This window comes from Paraglaciecola arctica BSs20135, from assembly GCF_000314995.1.
Taxonomy (GTDB): domain Bacteria; phylum Pseudomonadota; class Gammaproteobacteria; order Enterobacterales; family Alteromonadaceae; genus Paraglaciecola; species Paraglaciecola arctica.
The window spans coordinates 56,978-74,114 of the sequence record NZ_BAEO01000021.1 but is presented as its reverse complement, the minus strand read 5'-3'; the positions used below and the strand labels follow the sequence as shown (position 1 = coordinate 74,114).

The 17,137-nt window shown below is 41.3% G+C and carries 16 protein-coding genes; 2 read left to right on the top strand and 14 right to left on the bottom strand.

Going from position 1 to position 17,137, the window contains the following annotated elements; genetic code table 11:
- Positions 1 to 7 precede the first annotated feature (7 nt).
- The 12 genes from dmpE to GARC_RS08190 form a co-directional block, all read right to left on the bottom strand.
- Positions 8 to 793 carry a 2-oxopent-4-enoate hydratase gene (gene dmpE / locus GARC_RS08245; RefSeq protein ID WP_007618758.1) on the bottom strand — a complete coding sequence of 262 codons (786 nt, stop codon included), beginning with the start codon at positions 791 to 793 and terminating at the stop codon, positions 8 to 10.
- Between the two features lie 10 nt (positions 794 to 803).
- On the bottom strand, positions 804 to 2,264 hold the full coding sequence (locus GARC_RS08240; protein ID WP_007618756.1) for a 2-hydroxymuconic semialdehyde dehydrogenase: 1,461 nt from the start codon (positions 2,262 to 2,264) through the stop codon (positions 804 to 806).
- A gap of 16 nt (positions 2,265 to 2,280) precedes the next feature.
- On the bottom strand, positions 2,281 to 3,204 hold the full coding sequence (locus GARC_RS08235; RefSeq protein WP_007618754.1) for a catechol 2,3-dioxygenase: 924 nt from the start codon (positions 3,202 to 3,204) through the stop codon (positions 2,281 to 2,283).
- Positions 3,205 to 3,286: 82 nt separating this feature from the next.
- Positions 3,287 to 3,610 carry a 2Fe-2S iron-sulfur cluster binding domain-containing protein gene (locus tag GARC_RS08230; RefSeq protein WP_226989083.1) on the bottom strand — a complete coding sequence of 108 codons (324 nt, stop codon included), beginning with the start codon at positions 3,608 to 3,610 and terminating at the stop codon, positions 3,287 to 3,289.
- On the bottom strand, positions 3,583 to 4,539 hold the full coding sequence (locus GARC_RS08225) for a PDR/VanB family oxidoreductase (protein ID WP_007618750.1): 957 nt from the start codon (positions 4,537 to 4,539) through the stop codon (positions 3,583 to 3,585). The genes GARC_RS08230 and GARC_RS08225 overlap by 28 nt, the downstream gene beginning before the upstream one ends.
- A gap of 19 nt (positions 4,540 to 4,558) precedes the next feature.
- Positions 4,559 to 5,314 carry an SDR family NAD(P)-dependent oxidoreductase gene (locus GARC_RS08220; protein WP_007618748.1) on the bottom strand — a complete coding sequence of 252 codons (756 nt, stop codon included), beginning with the start codon at positions 5,312 to 5,314 and terminating at the stop codon, positions 4,559 to 4,561.
- Positions 5,315 to 5,322: 8 nt separating this feature from the next.
- Positions 5,323 to 5,805 (bottom strand): aromatic-ring-hydroxylating dioxygenase subunit beta, encoded by a 483-nt coding sequence (locus GARC_RS08215; RefSeq protein WP_007618746.1) that lies wholly within the window; start codon positions 5,803 to 5,805, stop codon positions 5,323 to 5,325.
- Positions 5,806 to 5,817: 12 nt separating this feature from the next.
- Positions 5,818 to 7,104: an aromatic ring-hydroxylating oxygenase subunit alpha gene (locus GARC_RS08210; protein ID WP_007618745.1), complete on the bottom strand. Its 1,287-nt coding sequence runs from the start codon at positions 7,102 to 7,104 to the stop codon at positions 5,818 to 5,820.
- Between the two features lie 8 nt (positions 7,105 to 7,112).
- Positions 7,113 to 7,634 (bottom strand): nuclear transport factor 2 family protein, encoded by a 522-nt coding sequence (locus GARC_RS08205; protein ID WP_007618743.1) that lies wholly within the window; start codon positions 7,632 to 7,634, stop codon positions 7,113 to 7,115.
- 16 nt (positions 7,635 to 7,650) lie between these two features.
- A complete protein-coding gene (locus GARC_RS08200; protein WP_007618742.1) occupies positions 7,651 to 8,010 on the bottom strand; it encodes a hypothetical protein in 360 nt (119 codons plus the stop codon).
- A 29-nt stretch (positions 8,011 to 8,039) separates the two neighbouring features.
- Positions 8,040 to 9,188 carry an acyl-CoA dehydrogenase family protein gene (locus GARC_RS08195; protein ID WP_007618741.1) on the bottom strand — a complete coding sequence of 383 codons (1,149 nt, stop codon included), beginning with the start codon at positions 9,186 to 9,188 and terminating at the stop codon, positions 8,040 to 8,042.
- Positions 9,189 to 9,204: 16 nt separating this feature from the next.
- Positions 9,205 to 10,326, bottom strand: a complete 1,122-nt coding sequence (locus GARC_RS08190; RefSeq protein ID WP_007618740.1) for an amidase — start codon at positions 10,324 to 10,326, stop codon at positions 9,205 to 9,207.
- 531 nt (positions 10,327 to 10,857) lie between these two features.
- Between GARC_RS08190 and GARC_RS08185 the strand changes: the two genes are divergently transcribed.
- Complete coding sequence (locus GARC_RS08185) at positions 10,858 to 11,334, top strand: MarR family winged helix-turn-helix transcriptional regulator (RefSeq protein ID WP_007618731.1); 477 nt, start codon at positions 10,858 to 10,860, stop codon at positions 11,332 to 11,334.
- An 11-nt stretch (positions 11,335 to 11,345) separates the two neighbouring features.
- Positions 11,346 to 12,290 carry a ketopantoate reductase family protein gene (locus GARC_RS08180; RefSeq protein ID WP_007618730.1) on the top strand — a complete coding sequence of 315 codons (945 nt, stop codon included), beginning with the start codon at positions 11,346 to 11,348 and terminating at the stop codon, positions 12,288 to 12,290.
- A 356-nt stretch (positions 12,291 to 12,646) separates the two neighbouring features.
- Here GARC_RS08180 and GARC_RS08175 read toward each other — a convergent pair whose 3' ends face one another.
- Positions 12,647 to 14,011, bottom strand: coding sequence for a sulfatase family protein (locus tag GARC_RS08175; protein WP_007618729.1), 1,365 nt, complete (start codon positions 14,009 to 14,011; stop codon positions 12,647 to 12,649).
- A 392-nt stretch (positions 14,012 to 14,403) separates the two neighbouring features.
- A complete protein-coding gene (locus tag GARC_RS08170; protein ID WP_007618728.1) occupies positions 14,404 to 16,737 on the bottom strand; it encodes a TonB-dependent receptor in 2,334 nt (777 codons plus the stop codon).
- Positions 16,738 to 17,137: the final 400 nt, after the last annotated feature.

Genomic DNA, 17,137 nt, shown 5'->3' with positions numbered 1-17,137 from the left:
AGCACGGCTAAACAAAGCGTGCCGAAACGCTACCAATTCCACCCACAGAAACGCGCATCGAATCACCTGCTTTTATCGGCTCTAAAGGTACTAATGAGCCAGACATAATAACTTCGCCGGCTTTTAGTGGAATACCATAGCTGCCAAGAGTATTAGCCAACCAAACCACACAATTTACTGGGCTATTTAATGCCGCTGCACCTGCGCCTGTCGATATAATGGCACCATTTTTTTCTACCACCATGCCGCATGTAGACAAGTCCACATCACGAGGATTAACAGCACGATCGCCTAGCACAAACACACCGCAAGATGCGTTATCTGCAACCGTATCTTGAATTTTTATTTTCCAATCTTCGATACGAGAATCGACCACTTCAATGGCAGCCATAACAAAGTCTGTCGCTGCTAATACATCAGCGGCAGTGATACCCGGCCCTAATAAATCCTGCTTCAAAATAAAGGCAATTTCACCCTCTGCTTTTGGCTGAATTAGCTGGCCACTAATGGGCACTTCTTCGCCTTCACTAAAAACCATTTTATCCGTTAAAAAGCCAAAATCAGGTTGCCCTACTTTAAGCATGTTCATCACAGCTTTTGAGGTAACACCAATTTTTTTACCAATAACTCTTTCACCATCGGCAAGACGTAACTCGTTCAGATGTAAAGACACCTTGTAGGCGTCATCTATCGTCATTTCAGGATAAGTTTCTGTCAGTGGCTTGATACACTGGCGCGAACGTAAGGCTTGATATAACTGTTCACCGCATTGTTTGATAATTTTTTCATTCATAATTTGTTCCCTACATTTTGATACAGATGTTTTTTAGTTCGGTATAAAACTCGAGAGAATGATTTCCACCTTCACGACCAATACCTGATTGTTTTGCTCCGCCAAACGCTGTGCGTAAATCACGTAAAAACCATGAGTTAACCCAAGCAATACCAACATCTAATTCCTGAGAGACACGGATTGCTTTGGCCGTAGTTTCAGTCCAAACCGCGGCAGCTAGGCCGTAAACAGTTGCGTTTGCCATATCAATCGCTTCTTGCTCAGTATCAAAGGGTTGAATATGGCAACATGGACCAAAAATTTCCTCTTTCACCGTTCGAGAGTTTTCGCTCAACCCAGTCCATATTGTTGGCTCAACCCAAGCCCCTTGATCTAGCTCACCGCCCATCTTAGGTACTCCGCCTCCAAGATGGACTTTCGCACCTTCTTCCACGGCCAATTTGTAATAACTAAGGACTTTGTCTTTATGCTCTAAACTGACTAACGGCCCCATATTCACGCCATCTTCTTCAGGCACACCGAGTTTGAGTTCTTTTGCCGCATCAGTAAGCCGACTAACAAATTCGTCAAAAATGGGGCGTTCCACATACACACGCTCAGTGCCTAAGCAAACTTGTCCACAATTGGCAAAAGCGGAACGCATAGTCCCTTCAATCGCTTTATCCATATCACAGTCAGCAAAAACAATAGCGGGGTTTTTGCCGCCACATTCTAGCGAGATATTACGTAAACCAACTGATGCTGCGCGCATAATCGCTTCACCTGTGCGGGTTTCACCGGTAAAGGTAATACCATCCACATCAGGGTGTTGGGTTAAATATTCTCCTGCTGAATTAGGGCCAAGACCATGTACTACATTGAATACGCCTGGAGGAACTCCACATTCGTTCATCACCTCACCAAGTAAAGTGGTTGTAGCGGGTGTTTCTTCTGAAGGCTTAACGACCACAGTATTACCACACGCTAGTGCGGGACCTACTTTCCAAGTCATCAATAAAAGAGGCAAGTTCCATGGGGAAATAACTGCTATGACACCTTTGGGTTTACGAAAGCCAAAATTTAAAGCTCCCGTTCCGTCTGGTGTATCCATATTGAAAGACTCAGTCGCTTCATTGATTAAGGTGTCAGATAAGGTTTTAAAATTTGCTGCACCTCGAGGAATATCAATATGTGACGCTAAAGATCTAGGTTTACCCGTATCCAAACATTCGGCCACAAGAAACTCTTCAAAACGTTCATTGATTCGATCAGCAACTTTATGTAATAAAGCCAAACGATTGGCTTGAGTCAATTTCCCCCAAGGTCCAGTCAACGCAGCTTTAGCGGCAGCAACGGCAGCGTTAATTTCAGATTTACCACCCTCATGCACTAAACCAAGCAGACTATTGTCTACAGGATTACGATTTTCGAAGGTCTTGCCACTCTCAGAGCCACAATAGGCTCCATTAATAAAGTGTTTGAATTCAGTCACTTTAAAACTCCATTAATTAAGTTAAAACTTCTAGGTAAGTCGGGTGAATATAAAGTTCGTGGTAAAAAATGGCTTTGCCCAAATCTTCAGCCTTCCAAGTGACAGGGGGATGATCTGGATAGTAATAATCACCGCCACAAAATACTTCGTTACGGTTTCCTGACGGGTCAAAGAAATAGATCGTTTGCCCACTGGTTAAACCGTGGCGGGTTGGGCCAACATCCTTAGTGGTTTCAGTCATAGTTAGCAAATCTGCTGCTTTGAGCAGGTCTTGCCATGTTTCCAGTAGGAAAGATACGTGGTGAAGCTTGCCAGGATCTGGACAATCAACAAAAGCGATATCATGAGCTTTCAAACTACAGCTCATAAAAGCAGCAACTACCGTATTGTCTGGTGCTACCACTTGCTCAGATAAACCAAACCCGAGAACTTGCTCAAATAATGCTTGTGTCGCTGGCACATTTGGACCCATTAATAAACAGTGATCAAAGCGCTCTGCCTTCATGCCTGTTAAATTTAACGGCCAAGGATCAGGGTTAATATCTGCTAACCCCCATTTTCCGGTTTGTTCTTTGTCAGCAAATAATTCGAAGGTATGCCCACTCGGTGCAACAAAACTAACACGACGTCCGCATGAATCAAGTTCTCCAGCAGGGAATTCAGATACTTCACAACCATATTCTATTAGGTCGTTTTTGAGTCCATTGAGCACATCATCATTTAATACTTTAAAACCGATAAAATCTAAACCAGGGGTATCTGACTCAACTAAGACTAATGAGTACTTATCAACTTCAGTCCACCCTTTTAAGTAGACACGTCCTTTATCGTCACGATTAACTTCAATTAAACCGATCAGATCTCGGTAATGTTTTAATGCTTCTTCCATATCCATCACTCTAAGTTGGATATGCCCTGGTCTTATCACACCTTTACGCATTTGATCTCTCCCAATTACTTTTTATTGATAGGGTCGGCTAAACACTCTAGGCGACCAGATGTTGTAACTTATTCTCTTTTTGTTAATCTTTTACTCGGCATATTGTCAGGTCGCTTTCGGGTAAAATACGACACGCTAACGCGATCCCCTTTGCCTCATCTTCGATTGACACTTTTGCCCGACTCATGACTTTTGTTGCATAGTCACCTTCGAGCACTATTACTTTGCAAACCCCGCAACCACCGGCACAACAACCTACAGGTAAACAATCGACTCCAAGCGTTCTCATCGCTATCAGGACGGTCTGTCCTTTTGGGCAGTTAAAATGTTCTCCGTCGATAGTGATGTGATAGCTCATAGTGTTTTCTTTTAAAAAGACTACAGGTCGATGACTAAACGGCTGCATTTCGCTCGTGAACAACACAGCGCAATCTGATCGTTGTCCGCTTTTTCTTCATCAGTTAGAAAGTGATCGCGGTGATCTGGCTCACCTTCAAGTACATCGGTAATACAGGTTCCACAGACTCCTTCCTCACAGGACATATTGACTTTTATTCCAGCTTTTTTTAACGCCCTAGCGATAGTGTCATCGGTGCCTACTGTGACCGTAATATCACTTTGTTCGCAGTACACTTCAAAACTTTCACCGGAGGTATCCACGTCAGCACTGAAGTATTCAAAATGAACCTGATTTGATGGATAGCCCATTTTTTTTGCACTATCTATGACCCAATCCATGAAGCCTGTAGGGCCACAAACGTATATGTGTGTACCCGCTTCAACTGGACTGAAAGTCACTTCAGGAGAAAACAACTGTGACTTTGATTGATCGTCATAATGAAACACCACACGTTCACCAAAAGCAGTAACTAGTTCCTGTTCAAATGCCCCCGCCCCTTTTGTACGTGTACAGTAATGTAGTTCAAATTCTTTGCCATCACGCAATAGTCTGTAAGCCATTGCCATCATTGGGGTAATACCAATCCCACCACCAGCTAAAATGCTTTTCTTGGCATTTTCATCTAAGGGGAAATGGTTGCGAGGGGCACTAATAGTTACCGTTTGCTGCTCGATAAAATCAGTGTGTATTTTAATTGAACCACCTCTTGATTTAGGATCATTTAACACCCCAATCCTATACACATCACTTGAGACCGGATCGTTACACAGTGAATATTGACGAATGAGGTCATCACCGACATGCACATCTATATGCGCACCCGCTGAAAAATCAGGTAATGGCTTACCGTCTTTGGCTACCAATTCAATGACTGCAATCCCTGCCCCTTGCTCCTTCCGAGATTTAATGACTACATCAATTAATTCACCGTTCATAAATATTTCCTCGTCATGCTTAGCGCATGTATATTCCGCCGTTAATGTCCCAAGTAGCACCTGTCACTGTATTTGCTTCATCCGCGGCCAACATTACGACCATAGAGCCGATGAACGTTGGATCACTCAGTGCCTTTACGGGTATCACGTTATTAATGATGTGTTCGAGCTTATCTGCAGGCACTTTTTCCCGCACAGACGGCACGTCAACCGGGCCTGGGGCAATAGCGTTCACGGTTACACCAACATCGGCGAACTGTCTGGCAAATATCTTGGTCAATGTCATGATGCCCGCCTTTGAGGATGCGTAATGTGCTCCCGAAGCAGTCCCCCCCATTTGCCCAGCTAAAGATGCAAGGTTAACAATCCGACCAAAATTGTTATCTGCGAAATATTGACCGAATACTTGGCAACCTAAAAAGTTACCTCGCAGATTAATATCCAATACTTGGCTAAATTCTTCAGGAGAAATTTCCATCAGCGGGGTGGTTGGTGTCATAGCTGCGTTGTTGACCAATAGGTCACAGTGACCAAAGGTTTCAACCGTAAAGGCCAGCGCAGCAGAAAAATCTTCTTTGCTCATTACGTCAAGCTTGATACTGACTGCTTTTTTACCACTTTTATCAAGTTCTTGAGCTGCTTGCTGCGCATTAGCGAAGTTGATATCACTGACGACTACTGAATAGCCGGCTTTGAGTAATGATCCACAGATCACATAACCCAATCCTTGCGCTGCACCAGTAACCAGTGCCACTTTTGATTTAGTAGTTTTCATCTTGGCACCTAAAATAAATAACTAACGGTAGTCAGGTATTGACTAGACTTCATGACCTTGACGACTTTCTCTGCAATTTTAAAACTGCCGCCATCACGTGCTAACTTAAACTGTAAATTTGCTGGGTAGCAGCGCACACCATTTTTATTGTCTTCATACAAACAATAAGCACAACGTACGCGCACTAAGCCGTCAACATCATCAAGAATGCGAAATCTCGACATAGTTCGTACCGTTTTTTCGCTTAACTGGGTTGAGACTGCATTACCACTGGTTAATCGCTCAATACGGGCCAAACGCATTTTGTTGTTGTCGTAGGCTACATTTAACGTATTTGCATAGTCAGTGGCATTATGGTCAACCGGGACTATGTACAAACCTGATTCAAGCCACAGATCTAGCCACTGGTGATACTCTTTGTTATCAAGCATATCTGCTTCGATATTCAAAAAGGCGGTCACGTCTGCTAGCAATTGAGTATCTAGTTTCATTTGTCTAATTCCTTATTGTTCACTTGATTGAGACATTAACTTTTTATATTGCTGGTACGCTGCACGCATACCTGTCTCGGAACATACGGCGCCTTGGACATTGCCATCAGCTGAAGTAGACAGCTTTGACATACCACGGTGGAGCATAATCCAACCGTCAGTTCCCGCCATAGATCCTGCCTGCACGCGCTCCCATGCTTCACCATCATCCGGCGTACCAAAACCCATAGGGCCCTGAAAATGCTCGTGTAAACGAATGCGTTTTTGATTGAATGCTTCAGGGGCACCATCGCCGCCCAACGCTATATGATGGATCTCAGTTTCATTAACACTAATAGGTACTAAGTTACGAAAGAACGCCATCGAACAAGCAACGTTTGGAAATAAGTTCAAGTTAAAACCGCCACCACCAACCGCTCGAACAAGGCGTCTGACTTCAAGATCTGAATGGCCTTCATCCGCTAGTTGTTTAGCCAAATCGCCATAACGTTCCGGAATAGGTTCATCTAAGTTTTCGTCTAAATCTACAAGCTCAGGGATCATCACCATGACACTGTGACCGTTACCTAAGTCTTCAACAAAACCGTCGCCATCTAAGAAATCAAATATTTCGGAAGCTTCTTCATCTAATGAGGAAATAAAAGACTTATGTATTATTGGAAAGTGATAGGCATCTGTGGTGTTTTCTAACTGTATTTTCCAATTGCCAGGGAATCTAAACCTATGGTCACCCAACGTTTTAATCGGATAGCCACCGCCTTGTTTCATAAACAAGTCGATCCATTTTTTGGCGCCGCCCAAGAAATCTTCTAAAGGTTCAAGATCATCTTTAAGAGTGGCAAAAATCATTCCTTGGTAAGACTCAGTTCGCACCTTAATCAAACCAAATTCAGCTTTATCGAGAATATTTTCATATTCTTCAGGCTTAGGTAAAGCACGCAAACTCCCGTCGAGACCATATCCCCAACCGTGATAAGGGCATGTAAAAGCTTTTGTTTTACCTGTTTTCCCTTCACACACAGTGGCGCCGCGGTGTCGACATCGATTGAGCATCACATGAATATTCTTTTTACGATCACGCACAACAATCACAGGGTTTCGGCCGATGGTTGCAGTTTTATACGACCCAGCTTCTGGTAGCTCACTTTCATGAGCCAGCCAAACCCAGGTGTTGTTGAAGATTTTATCTAACTCTTCCTCGAATATTTTTTCATCCGAATAAAGTGACTTATGCACGCGGTCATCTAGTACCAAGTCTGAAGTGCTGTTAATATTTTTTACTTTAATTTGAGTTTTCATTCTAGATCCTATTTTGGTACCGGCAATGCCGCACTGTTATCCCAAGATGCACTCATTGGTCGGCTAAACTTATTTTCTGTTTTAAAGTGGCTAATTTGACAAAATCTACCCGACAACCGGAATTTGGCAGTAATCCGAGCGCAACTTAGCTGTGACTTACCATCAATAAAATCTGACGGTTGCATTAACATCCAACTGCCTTTTGCTTCATTACCGTCAACTGTTATGACTTCATTACCCAATAGATGCACATTGAGAAAAAAGTGACCTGGCTCTTTAATGTATTTGGCAAACATCATTTCAATAGCGTTGATCCCAACATGGCGACCAAATGTTTTCCCATAACGTTTACCTTTGCCTTCCCAAACAGCATCTTCAGTGAACAGATGCATAAGAGTTTCAAGTTCAAAACCCGGTCCTAAATCGTCACAAAGACTCATATAATTATTCATACACGCACTGACACGCTTCTCATTTTCCAGCGTTGTCAGGCGTTGCTGTAGTGAATCCAGATTAAGTAATGAAGTCATATTAAGTGTCCTTAAATTAACTAGGTACAACCAGTTCACGGCCTATACGCGCTTCAACTTTGGCGTATTTCCATAAACTATAAGTTCCATCACCAACTGGGGTTGAACGGAAAAAGTCACAACTTGCAATTACCGTTTCGATGTCAGGAACATCGGCCATAATATAAGCTGTCCATGGTGCTGTAGCAGAAGGACCAACCATGATTCGATCATCGTCCATAATGCCTAATACTTTTACGTCTGGTAGATCAGAAATGCCCTTCATCATGGCACTAAAAGCTTGCCAAACGTCCCCCATGACTTCTTTAGTTGAATCCATAAAGTTTTGATTGATACCGATACAAAACAGCACACGGTGAGTTGTTAATTTAGTCATAATTTTTCCTCAATTAAGTTTAAAAGTGTTTATAAATAACCCGGGAAAGGTAGATGCTCAAACATCATAGCCCCCGCATTTTGGTACGTTACTTCCCCCATAAAGGCGTGTTGGGTCACTAAATGAGCATCGCGGAAACAGCGAGACAATGGATGCTCTAAATAAGCCCCTTGCATTCCAGACAATTGATAGGCAATTCGAGTAGCCTCTGCACATTCTCTAGCGACATTAGTGGTAGCCAACCTGAGCATACTGACTTGATGTGGTGTAGGTTCTTCGCCACGAACAATGACCTCCCAAACCTCATCAGTCGCTTCATAAAAGAAAGCTCGAGATGAACGAAGTTTTGCTTCTGCTTTTGCTATTTCAATTTGCGCGTAGTGACGCTCGCCCAAGTTAGGAGCTCCTGTTACGGATTTCCTGCCTTTAGCTGAATTAACCACAACATCTATTGCTTCTCGCGCTATTCCCAGTGCAGTTACAGCTAATACTTGTGAAGCAAAAGATAACGATGGATATTTAAAAAATGGCGATTCTACTGTTGGTGTTCCACCTCGGATAAAGGTCCACTCTTCAGCTACAAAGACATTTTCGACGACTAGATCAAAACTTCCAGTCCCCACCATTCCATGCACTTCCCAGGTATGCTCTATCGTTACTTTATCTGCTGGCAATACCGCCATTTTTGGCACTTTTGAGCCTTCACCGGGCATAATTCCGACACCTATCAGTGAAGCACCCATGCAACCGCTCCCCCACTGCCAACGACCGTTAACAATGTAGCCCCCTTCAACTTTTTCTGCATGTTGTGGAGGAAAGACACCACCAGCAAAAACGATATCAGGTGAATCTCCCCACACCTTATCTAGAGTTTCTTTAGGGAGTGCCGCAAGATAGGCTGGATTCATGCCAAAACTAGCGACCCAACCTGCAGAGCCGTCGGCCGCGGAAATAGCTTCTATCGCTTTCAAAAATTCGCTCGGTGTTTTACCACCACCAGCAAAAGTTTCAGGCACAAAAGCTCGGTAAATTCCGATATCTTTGAATTTCTCAATAATGTCTTGCGAAATGTAGCGTTGCTCTTCGAATTCAGCTCGACGCGCTCTAATATCACTAAGTAAGCTGTTGAATTTAACCTCACCACCCCACTGTTCTTTATCGACTGCATTTTTGTACATAGGTTATCTCCAACACTTACGCGTAAATTTTATTGTTATCACTAATTTTCTTCGCGATGTAACAAATGACTTCATCACGTCCCTTTGCGCCTACTAACTGCATACCGACAGGCTTACCAAGATTATTGCGAATAGGGATTGTGATTGCGGGATGGCCTGACAAATTAAAAGGCCGGGTTAATGAACTAATATGCAGATCATTTTGACCTGCAAGTGCTTCTATTCTTTTAAGAGGGAATGCCGCAAGTGTTGGTAAAACAAGCGCATCGACGCCTCTGAGTGCTGAATCAACTTCTTGGCTAAATCTTTTACGTACTACTTCAGCTTCAGTAACAACACTTGGGTCTATATTTCGTGCGCCAAGCAATCTATTTTCCACATCAGGCCCGAGCTTACCGGTTCCAACCAAATGCCCATATGCTTGCCACATTTCAAAGTTCATCAGTTTTAGTGCCATATCATATGCGGCTGTAAAGCTTGGCAAATCGGTCTGGCTGACTTTCAAAAATTCTTTTTTCAGTGCATTATCGACCTGCATTTGAATAACACTTTCAGCATTAACCGACACCCTAGCTAGTTTGATGTTTGCCAATGGCTTTATCGGACTAAACGTTTTATCCATACTACACATAGCATCAATCAATCTGTCCGCTGAAAATGCAAGCGGTCCAATGCAGTCCAAACTTGACTCTGCAGGTAAAACACCTCTACGACTTAAGCGTCCAAATGTAGGTTTTAGACCAAACACACCACAACATGCTGCCGGGACTCTTATTGAACCTCCGGTATCCGTTCCGATACTAAAATCAACTTTCCCCTGTGCTACAGCAGTTGCACAACCACTTGACGATCCGCCAGTAATGTAATCAGGAAAAAGATAATTTGTAGGGGTGCCCAAATATTCGTTAACTCCGGTCATGCCAAAAGCAAGTTCATGCATATTTAACTTACCTATTAGCTTTACACCCGATCCCAGCACAGTAGTAACGACGTCAGCATGACTTAAAGCAATGGGAGTATGGCAAAGCGACTCACTTCCAGCTTGGGTAACAAATCCAGCAACGTCGATGTTGTCTTTAACACCCGCAACTAAATCAGCATTTTCCCCAATATCGAATTGCTCCGTGAACACAGTCATATATGCGCTTTGCCTATTTAGCTAAAATTGATGTAATTAGCTTAAGGTTAATTACATTACATTTCAAGTAAAATGTTAAGTGAATGTTGTGTTATTGATTTATTACTAAAATGGGTGAACTAGGTTAAATGAATTTTGCGACTTAATTATCCTAGGCAATTTGTAGGCGATGAAAAGAAGATGCACCGTTAATGATAGGATTTTCAAATCCATTGTGAGTTCGAAAACGTCCAATAAGGCACTGAAAATATGAGATCATTTAGTTGAACATTAAAGCCTAACTCAATGAATAAGCCGCCAGTAGATGAACCCATCACAGTACCAAATACCTAGTCAATTCCAATCACTCTAACTTCAGTGGGCTACATATCAATAGTCACGCAATTTATGCAGTTAATTATTTAAGTGAAAACTCAATAAATAACGCTAGTTACTCTTAAAAATAAATGCATACTCACGAAAAATAGCAGTGTGCTTAATGTGATTTATCACGTAAAATATAAAGTCTAATTTTAAAAAATTGAATTGAAAATGAAGAAAAACACAGACGGACTTGATAAATTTAAACCTGCATCGGATGATTTTGAATTCCAGCAATATCCTTTTTACTGGTTAATGAGGGTAGCCAGCGCTTATTCATTAAGAATGGAAAAATCACTTAAAAAAGGTGGTATCAATATTACAGCTTGGCGCATCTTGATGATTTTAAGGGAAATGGGCACTTTGAGCGTGAGTGATATTGCAACCCATGCTGTAGCAAAAACGCCTACGATCACCAGAGCAACATATAAACTTCAAACTGATGGACATGTGAAAATATCTACTAGTGAGAAAGATGGCAGAGTATCTATGGTTAAATTGACAGATAGCGGAGAGCAAGCTATTAGCAAAGTTATCGGAAACTCCCAAAGACTTTTTGAAAGTATCTATGCTGATTTTTCTAGCGAACAAGTCGAAGCTCTGAACGCTACATTACAAAAACTGTTTCTAAATTTATCTGAGTTTTAGGTTATATAGAATTGAAAATACTATTCATTGGCTCAGGTGGAATTGGCGGTTATTACGGATATAAATTACTGCAATCTGGTAACCAAATCGTATTCACTGCTCGGGGCAAGCATTTAGCAGCCATCAAAAAAAACGGGCTGACCTTAGAGCATGAAAATACCACTTATAGAACTAACATTGATGTTCATTCTCATAAACAAATAAGAGAAAAATTTAGACCTGATGATTTTGATTTAATTATTCTTACCCTAAAATCTCATTCAACGTCCCATTTTGTTGAAGAGATGGGAAGTTGGCTTAAAGAACATCCAACTTTTGTTTTATCACTGCAAAATGGTGTCGATAATGAAAACATACTTTCTAGTTTAATTGGAGAACAACGAGTCATAGGTGGACTGGCGGTCAGAATTGGTAGTCATGTTGTCAAACCAGGTGTCATTAAATCGACGGGAAAAGCTGAAATTATTGCCGGAATTTGGCCGAACATTAGCCATCACCCTGACTCGCGAAATACCGTCCTCAAGCAGTTTACAGCGGCCTTGAAACATGCACAAATCCCTCATGTAATAAGTACTGACATTCAAAAAGAGTTATGGCGAAAACTAATAATTAATAACGGGGTGAATCCCCTTTCTGCACTTACTGGACTAGATACATTCGCGTTAACTAACCAAGATAAGCTTGGAGGCATTGTTTATTGCATGATGCAAGAAACAGTAAATGCCGCTGCAGCAGACGGCGTGAATTTAACACAACAAGATCTTACAGAGATGTTCGAATTAATTAAAACCTTCACCCCTATCAAAACCTCTATGCTAATGGACAAAGAACAAGGTAGAGAAATGGAATTAGATAGTATCGTGAAAGTAGTCATAAATAGGTGTGAAAAATTAGGGTTAGACGCACCTTACAACAAAATGGCTTATGCGTTATTAAGTAACCCGAGTTCTGGATAAGCAGCACTGGATATGTTTAATGCCTAGTAAATCAATTCTAACCATCTAAGATATTGTTTTCGTTACAGTTACTTTTAGGGCAGCGGCACGTCTTAACCAGAGTTTAGGTTAAGTAATAAAGAATGATTATTACTTTAATTTTAAGGTTTTAACTTAAAGTACCGCCCTATATCAAACAGAAATAGCAAATGAAGTCAGGACTAATTCATTGAGTTAAAGCACCAAACGCAGAACTGGGGCTTATTACCTGACTCCCTAAAATGACTAAAGTAAGAGGGACAGATAACACGGGGGCAAGCCCCCGAGATTTACAATACGCGGCTAAATTACCAACGTAAAGGTGAGTGACTAGCTTCCTATTCTGGAAAAGTCTTATCTTTAGGCCGCGTTCGATGTACATCGAACTCCGCTCTTGCCCTACTTATTTCGGCTTTCAATAGGGCCACAATTTCTGGCTGACGGGCCGCCATGCTATATTCTTCTCCGCCACTATTATTTGCTGCAAATAGAAGGTCGTAGGATGTTTTAAATCCATCGAGTTGATCAAATTTCTCAAGTGCTCCGATGGAGCGCCGGTAATAGGTGTGGGTCAGATATTTCCACTGCTGATTACGAATACCAACCACATCTTCATTATTGAAATAATAGAGATATTCATGGGGGCTTTTCTCAGCTCCACGCAGCAATGGCAACAGGCTGCGTCCATCAATTATACTGGCTGCTGGTTTACTTTCAATAGCCTCGGCAATAGTCGGCAAAATATCAATATTCATCGCAATCGCATCTGTCACCGCCGGATTGGCAATGCCAGCAGGCCAGGAGATGATCAACGGTACACGATAAGCGCCTTCATATGTAGATCCCTTACCACCTTTAAGGCCTGCCGTTGCCCCTTCAAAAAAGGGACCATTATCGCTGGTTATGATTATGATGCTATTGTCGAATATCCCGTTTCGTTTCAAAGCCGCAACAATCTTGCCAGTGCTATAATCTAATTCTTCAACTACGTCGCCATAAACCCCGGCATCCGATTTTCCGGCAAAATCTTCGGACGCATATAATGGAATATGCGGCATGGTGTGTGACACAAATAGAAGAAAAGGATGTTTCGCATTTGCATCAATAAAAGATACTGACTTTTCTGTATAACGCAGGGTCAAGGTCGACTGTTCAACCGGTTGCTCCACAATATTATCGCCCGAGTAAAGAGCAAAATTAGCCATGTCATTGCTGTGTGGAACACCATAAAACGTTTCAAATCCATGTTTCATCGGTGCATGTTCTGGAAAGCGGCCCAGATGCCATTTACCAATCAACATGGTGCGATAATCAGCGCGTAGAGCTAATTCAGCAAGAGTATCTTCGGTTTTCGGAAGTCCATGAGTGTCGCCTGCGGTGATAACATTGTAACCAAGGCTGGTACGGATCGGATATCTACCCGTCATTAATCCAGCACGTGAAGGTGAACAAATATTCGCACTGGCATAAAACTGCGTAAAATTGAAACCAGTTCTTGCGAGTTGATCAATGGCTGGCGTTTTAATTTTGCCTGAGCCATTTATGCTTAGATCTCCAAATCCCATATCATCTGCCAATATAATGACAATATTAGGAGGTACTGCACTCGTAATTTTGGATGTCACACTACTATCGTTTTCACACGACACCAGAAATAACGAAACAACAAATACGACAATTATGCTGATATTTATCTCTCTCATACAAAAACCTTCTTTAATGTAGTCCCGCAATGTAGATTCACTTTTTCAACCTCTATGTTTCTTGATTAACGCAAATGTCCAGTATCAGGCAGCTGAAGTAATAGCGCTCGTTGACAACTATGAAGAGCTCCATTTTACCCATCTACCCCTTTAGGGTTGAACATGGGAATGGGAGCGTTACTAAACGACAACGCTTAGATAAGAATTTTTGACCGTCCCTTAAATGGAATAATCCCGCTTTGTAATTAAAAGCGGGATTATTAGAATGCAACATAAGAGTTACCACGTTATTTTGATTTAAAGGTTTGGCACTTTATCAAAACGGATAACTCTTTTTTTGAAGAGAAAGTCTCAAATTAATTCGAGACTAATTCATCTAATTATCTTTACTGTTACATCATATAGGTGAATTTGACACCAAGCACAGTGCTATGTGGTTTCACACGTATGCCTGACAAACCAAAACCATCTCCAGTACCGGTATAATATTGTTCGTCAAAAAGATTTTCGACATAAGCATTGATCCGAAAGTTATCATTTCTCAATCCGACACGAAGATTAACTACATTGTATGAATCAATCTGATAAGGAAATGCAGGTAAATCTAACAAACCGGCATTTGAAGCAACGGCTTCTAAGTTACTTGCTGATTCATCGCGATAGTTCCACTCTGCACGTACGAACCCTTCCATACCAGAATCACCAACAGGGTATGTATAATCTAAAGAGCCACTTAAGGTTAGCTCAGGAGTATTGGGTAAAGACTCACCACTCAAACTAACTGGAGTAGTAGTTCCTTTGATTATTGCATTATCAAAACTATCAAATTCTGAATTTAAATAACCACCGCTAAAACTAGCGATTAAACCTTCGGAAAGTAACGCCGTTAATTCAAACTCAACACCAGTAGCTGAAACTTCAGCTGCGTTAAGGGTTTTTTCTACTGCTGAACTAATATCACCAGGGACCCTTAAAAAATTAGATTGCACTTGTAAATTAGTCCAATCTAAATAAAACAGCGCCGCTGACAGGTTTACGCGGCTATCAAGCAAGCTTGATTTGAAGCCAATTTCGTAACTGGATAACTCCTCTGGTTTAAAATTGCTAGCTTCGCTACCATCATTAGAAAAGTCTATACCACCAGACTTATAACCTTGAGAAACAGATGCATAGATATTTAAGTCGTCACTAGCCGTATATTTCACCACAACCTTAGGTGAAAAATCATTGAACGATACATCACCTTTACTATCGAGTACTGGAGATTCAAAAGCAAAACGATCAAAGGCTTCGTTTTTAACGTCATCTTGAGTATAACGAGCCCCCAAAGTGAGATCCCATTGCTCATTCATATGCCAAACGGTTTCACCAAATAACGCGATACTTTCGGTCTTAAACACTCGATTGTTTTCATTAATTCGAAATCCAGCTGGAATTGGAGGTAATAGCCCAATGACTTCTCCAGTATTCGGATTTGTATAAGAAGTATCAGCTCCCGCTTGAATTGAGTTAAATTGCTCGATATCGTCTTCAGCATAAAACAGGCCTACCGTCCAATCAAACTCTTGAACAGCGGTGCTTTGCAAACGTAGCTCTTGACTAAAGGAGGTCGCTTCATATTCATTAAAGCGTCGTAGAGCGTCGACACTAGTACTATCTAGATCAAATGCTCGACTAGTCGAACTATCAATAAGGCCTGTGATAGATTTGAATTCAAAACCATCAAAATCATAGGCGACTCTTAAATTTACAATCGAAAACTCATTATCATTTAATTCAACTAAATTACGGTTTACCTTACTATCATTTTGAGGGTAAGAGGGTAACTCATCAATTGCCTTAAAATCAGAACCAAAAATACTTTGACTATCTAAATTAATAACTCCCGTGGGTACTGTTATATCTCCACCTTCATCTTCATTTGTATAAGTTACCGACAGGTCAATGGTCAATTCATCAGTTGGTAGTGCTCTTAGCGCTATACGGCCGCTTGTGTGTTCATATCCAAGATCAGATCCGTCAGGGTTTATATTTTCAACTTCACCATCCGATTCATTATACGAATACACAGCGCGCATCATTAATTTATCGGATATAGGTAGGTTAAAAATACCTTCACCACCTAAAGTACCAAAACTTGCTGCGTTGACAGAAACCTCTCCGTATAATTCTTCATCGGGTAATTTGGTACTGATGTTGAGTGCCCCACCCAATGAGTTACGTCCAAAATATGTCCCTTGTGGTCCCCTCAAAACTTCAATACGTTGCATATCCTGCAATTGAGGGTTAATGGTTCCTGTAGACACACTCCCTACATTTAACTCATCGATGTAAAACCCAATAGAATTCGCAGTAACTACCTCACCTAAACCAACATTACTTACCCCACGCACACTTATATTTACACTTCGACTTCCTGCGCCTCCATCCTCACTAAATGATACGTTTGGGGTTTGAGACAAATAATCCCGAGCTTCAACAATACCGCCTTTTTCCAAAGCTTCAGAAGAAAAAGCAGTAACACTGATCGGAACCTCCTGTAATGTCTGCACTCGACGTTGTGAAGTTACAACAATAGTTTCAAGCTCAAGATTCTTACTCTCGACCTTTTTTTCCATTGCAGCTCCCTGCACTTCATTGGATTCGGCAGCTATAGCTACGTCGACTGAAATTGACAAGGCAATCGCGGCTGCTAAAGGTTTTATTACAAAATTATTCATTCTCATTTTAGTATTCCCCAAATGTTGGTTTTTTATCTTTTGTTAATCTCAATTAAGACGCTTGATTTTTGTACCAGTATAGAATGAAACCAATTTAATCCCACCAATAATCAATTGCAAGAAATATTTAATCCCTTTAAATAAGATAAAACAATGAGTTTACGAAGAAAAAACCTCCAAAACGGCCTATATAAATGGGGTTAACTAATGAAAAACTAATTTTTAGTATAAAATAAAAATTTAAATATCTTTCTTAATCCCACTAAATGAAATTTAATATGCTTTTTTTTGTTCGATAATTAAGGAAGGAATGTATCGTCCGATGAACTTCCTGCTCTATATATTTGATTTAGCAGAGCACAGTGTCAACTTAGAAATCTATCAGAATTGATAATGGCAAGGCGCA

Bases quoted from the DNA above. Each gene is read 5' to 3' on its own strand.
- GARC_RS08235 (WP_007618754.1), bottom strand. From the start codon at position 3,204: ATGCGTAAAGGTGTGATAAGACCAGGGCATATCCAACTTAGAGTGATG.
- GARC_RS08190 (WP_007618740.1), bottom strand. From the start codon at position 10,326: ATGACTGTGTTCACGGAGCAATTCGATATTGGGGAAAATGCTGATTTA.
- GARC_RS08225 (WP_007618750.1), bottom strand. From the start codon at position 4,539: ATGAACGGTGAATTAATTGATGTAGTCATTAAATCTCGGAAGGAGCAA.
- GARC_RS08170 (WP_007618728.1), bottom strand. From the start codon at position 16,737: ATGAGAATGAATAATTTTGTAATAAAACCTTTAGCAGCCGCGATTGCC.
- GARC_RS08175 (WP_007618729.1), bottom strand. From the start codon at position 14,011: ATGAGAGAGATAAATATCAGCATAATTGTCGTATTTGTTGTTTCGTTA.
- GARC_RS08205 (WP_007618743.1), bottom strand. From the start codon at position 7,634: ATGACTTCATTACTTAATCTGGATTCACTACAGCAACGCCTGACAACG.
- GARC_RS08220 (WP_007618748.1), bottom strand. From the start codon at position 5,314: ATGAAAACTACTAAATCAAAAGTGGCACTGGTTACTGGTGCAGCGCAA.
- GARC_RS08210 (WP_007618745.1), bottom strand. From the start codon at position 7,104: ATGAAAACTCAAATTAAAGTAAAAAATATTAACAGCACTTCAGACTTG.
- GARC_RS08185 (WP_007618731.1), top strand. From the start codon at position 10,858: ATGAAGAAAAACACAGACGGACTTGATAAATTTAAACCTGCATCGGAT.
- dmpE (WP_007618758.1), bottom strand. From the start codon at position 793: ATGAATGAAAAAATTATCAAACAATGCGGTGAACAGTTATATCAAGCC.
- GARC_RS08200 (WP_007618742.1), bottom strand. From the start codon at position 8,010: ATGACTAAATTAACAACTCACCGTGTGCTGTTTTGTATCGGTATCAAT.
- GARC_RS08215 (WP_007618746.1), bottom strand. From the start codon at position 5,805: ATGAAACTAGATACTCAATTGCTAGCAGACGTGACCGCCTTTTTGAAT.
- GARC_RS08195 (WP_007618741.1), bottom strand. From the start codon at position 9,188: ATGTACAAAAATGCAGTCGATAAAGAACAGTGGGGTGGTGAGGTTAAA.
- GARC_RS08230 (WP_226989083.1), bottom strand. From the start codon at position 3,610: ATGCAGCCGTTTAGTCATCGACCTGTAGTCTTTTTAAAAGAAAACACT.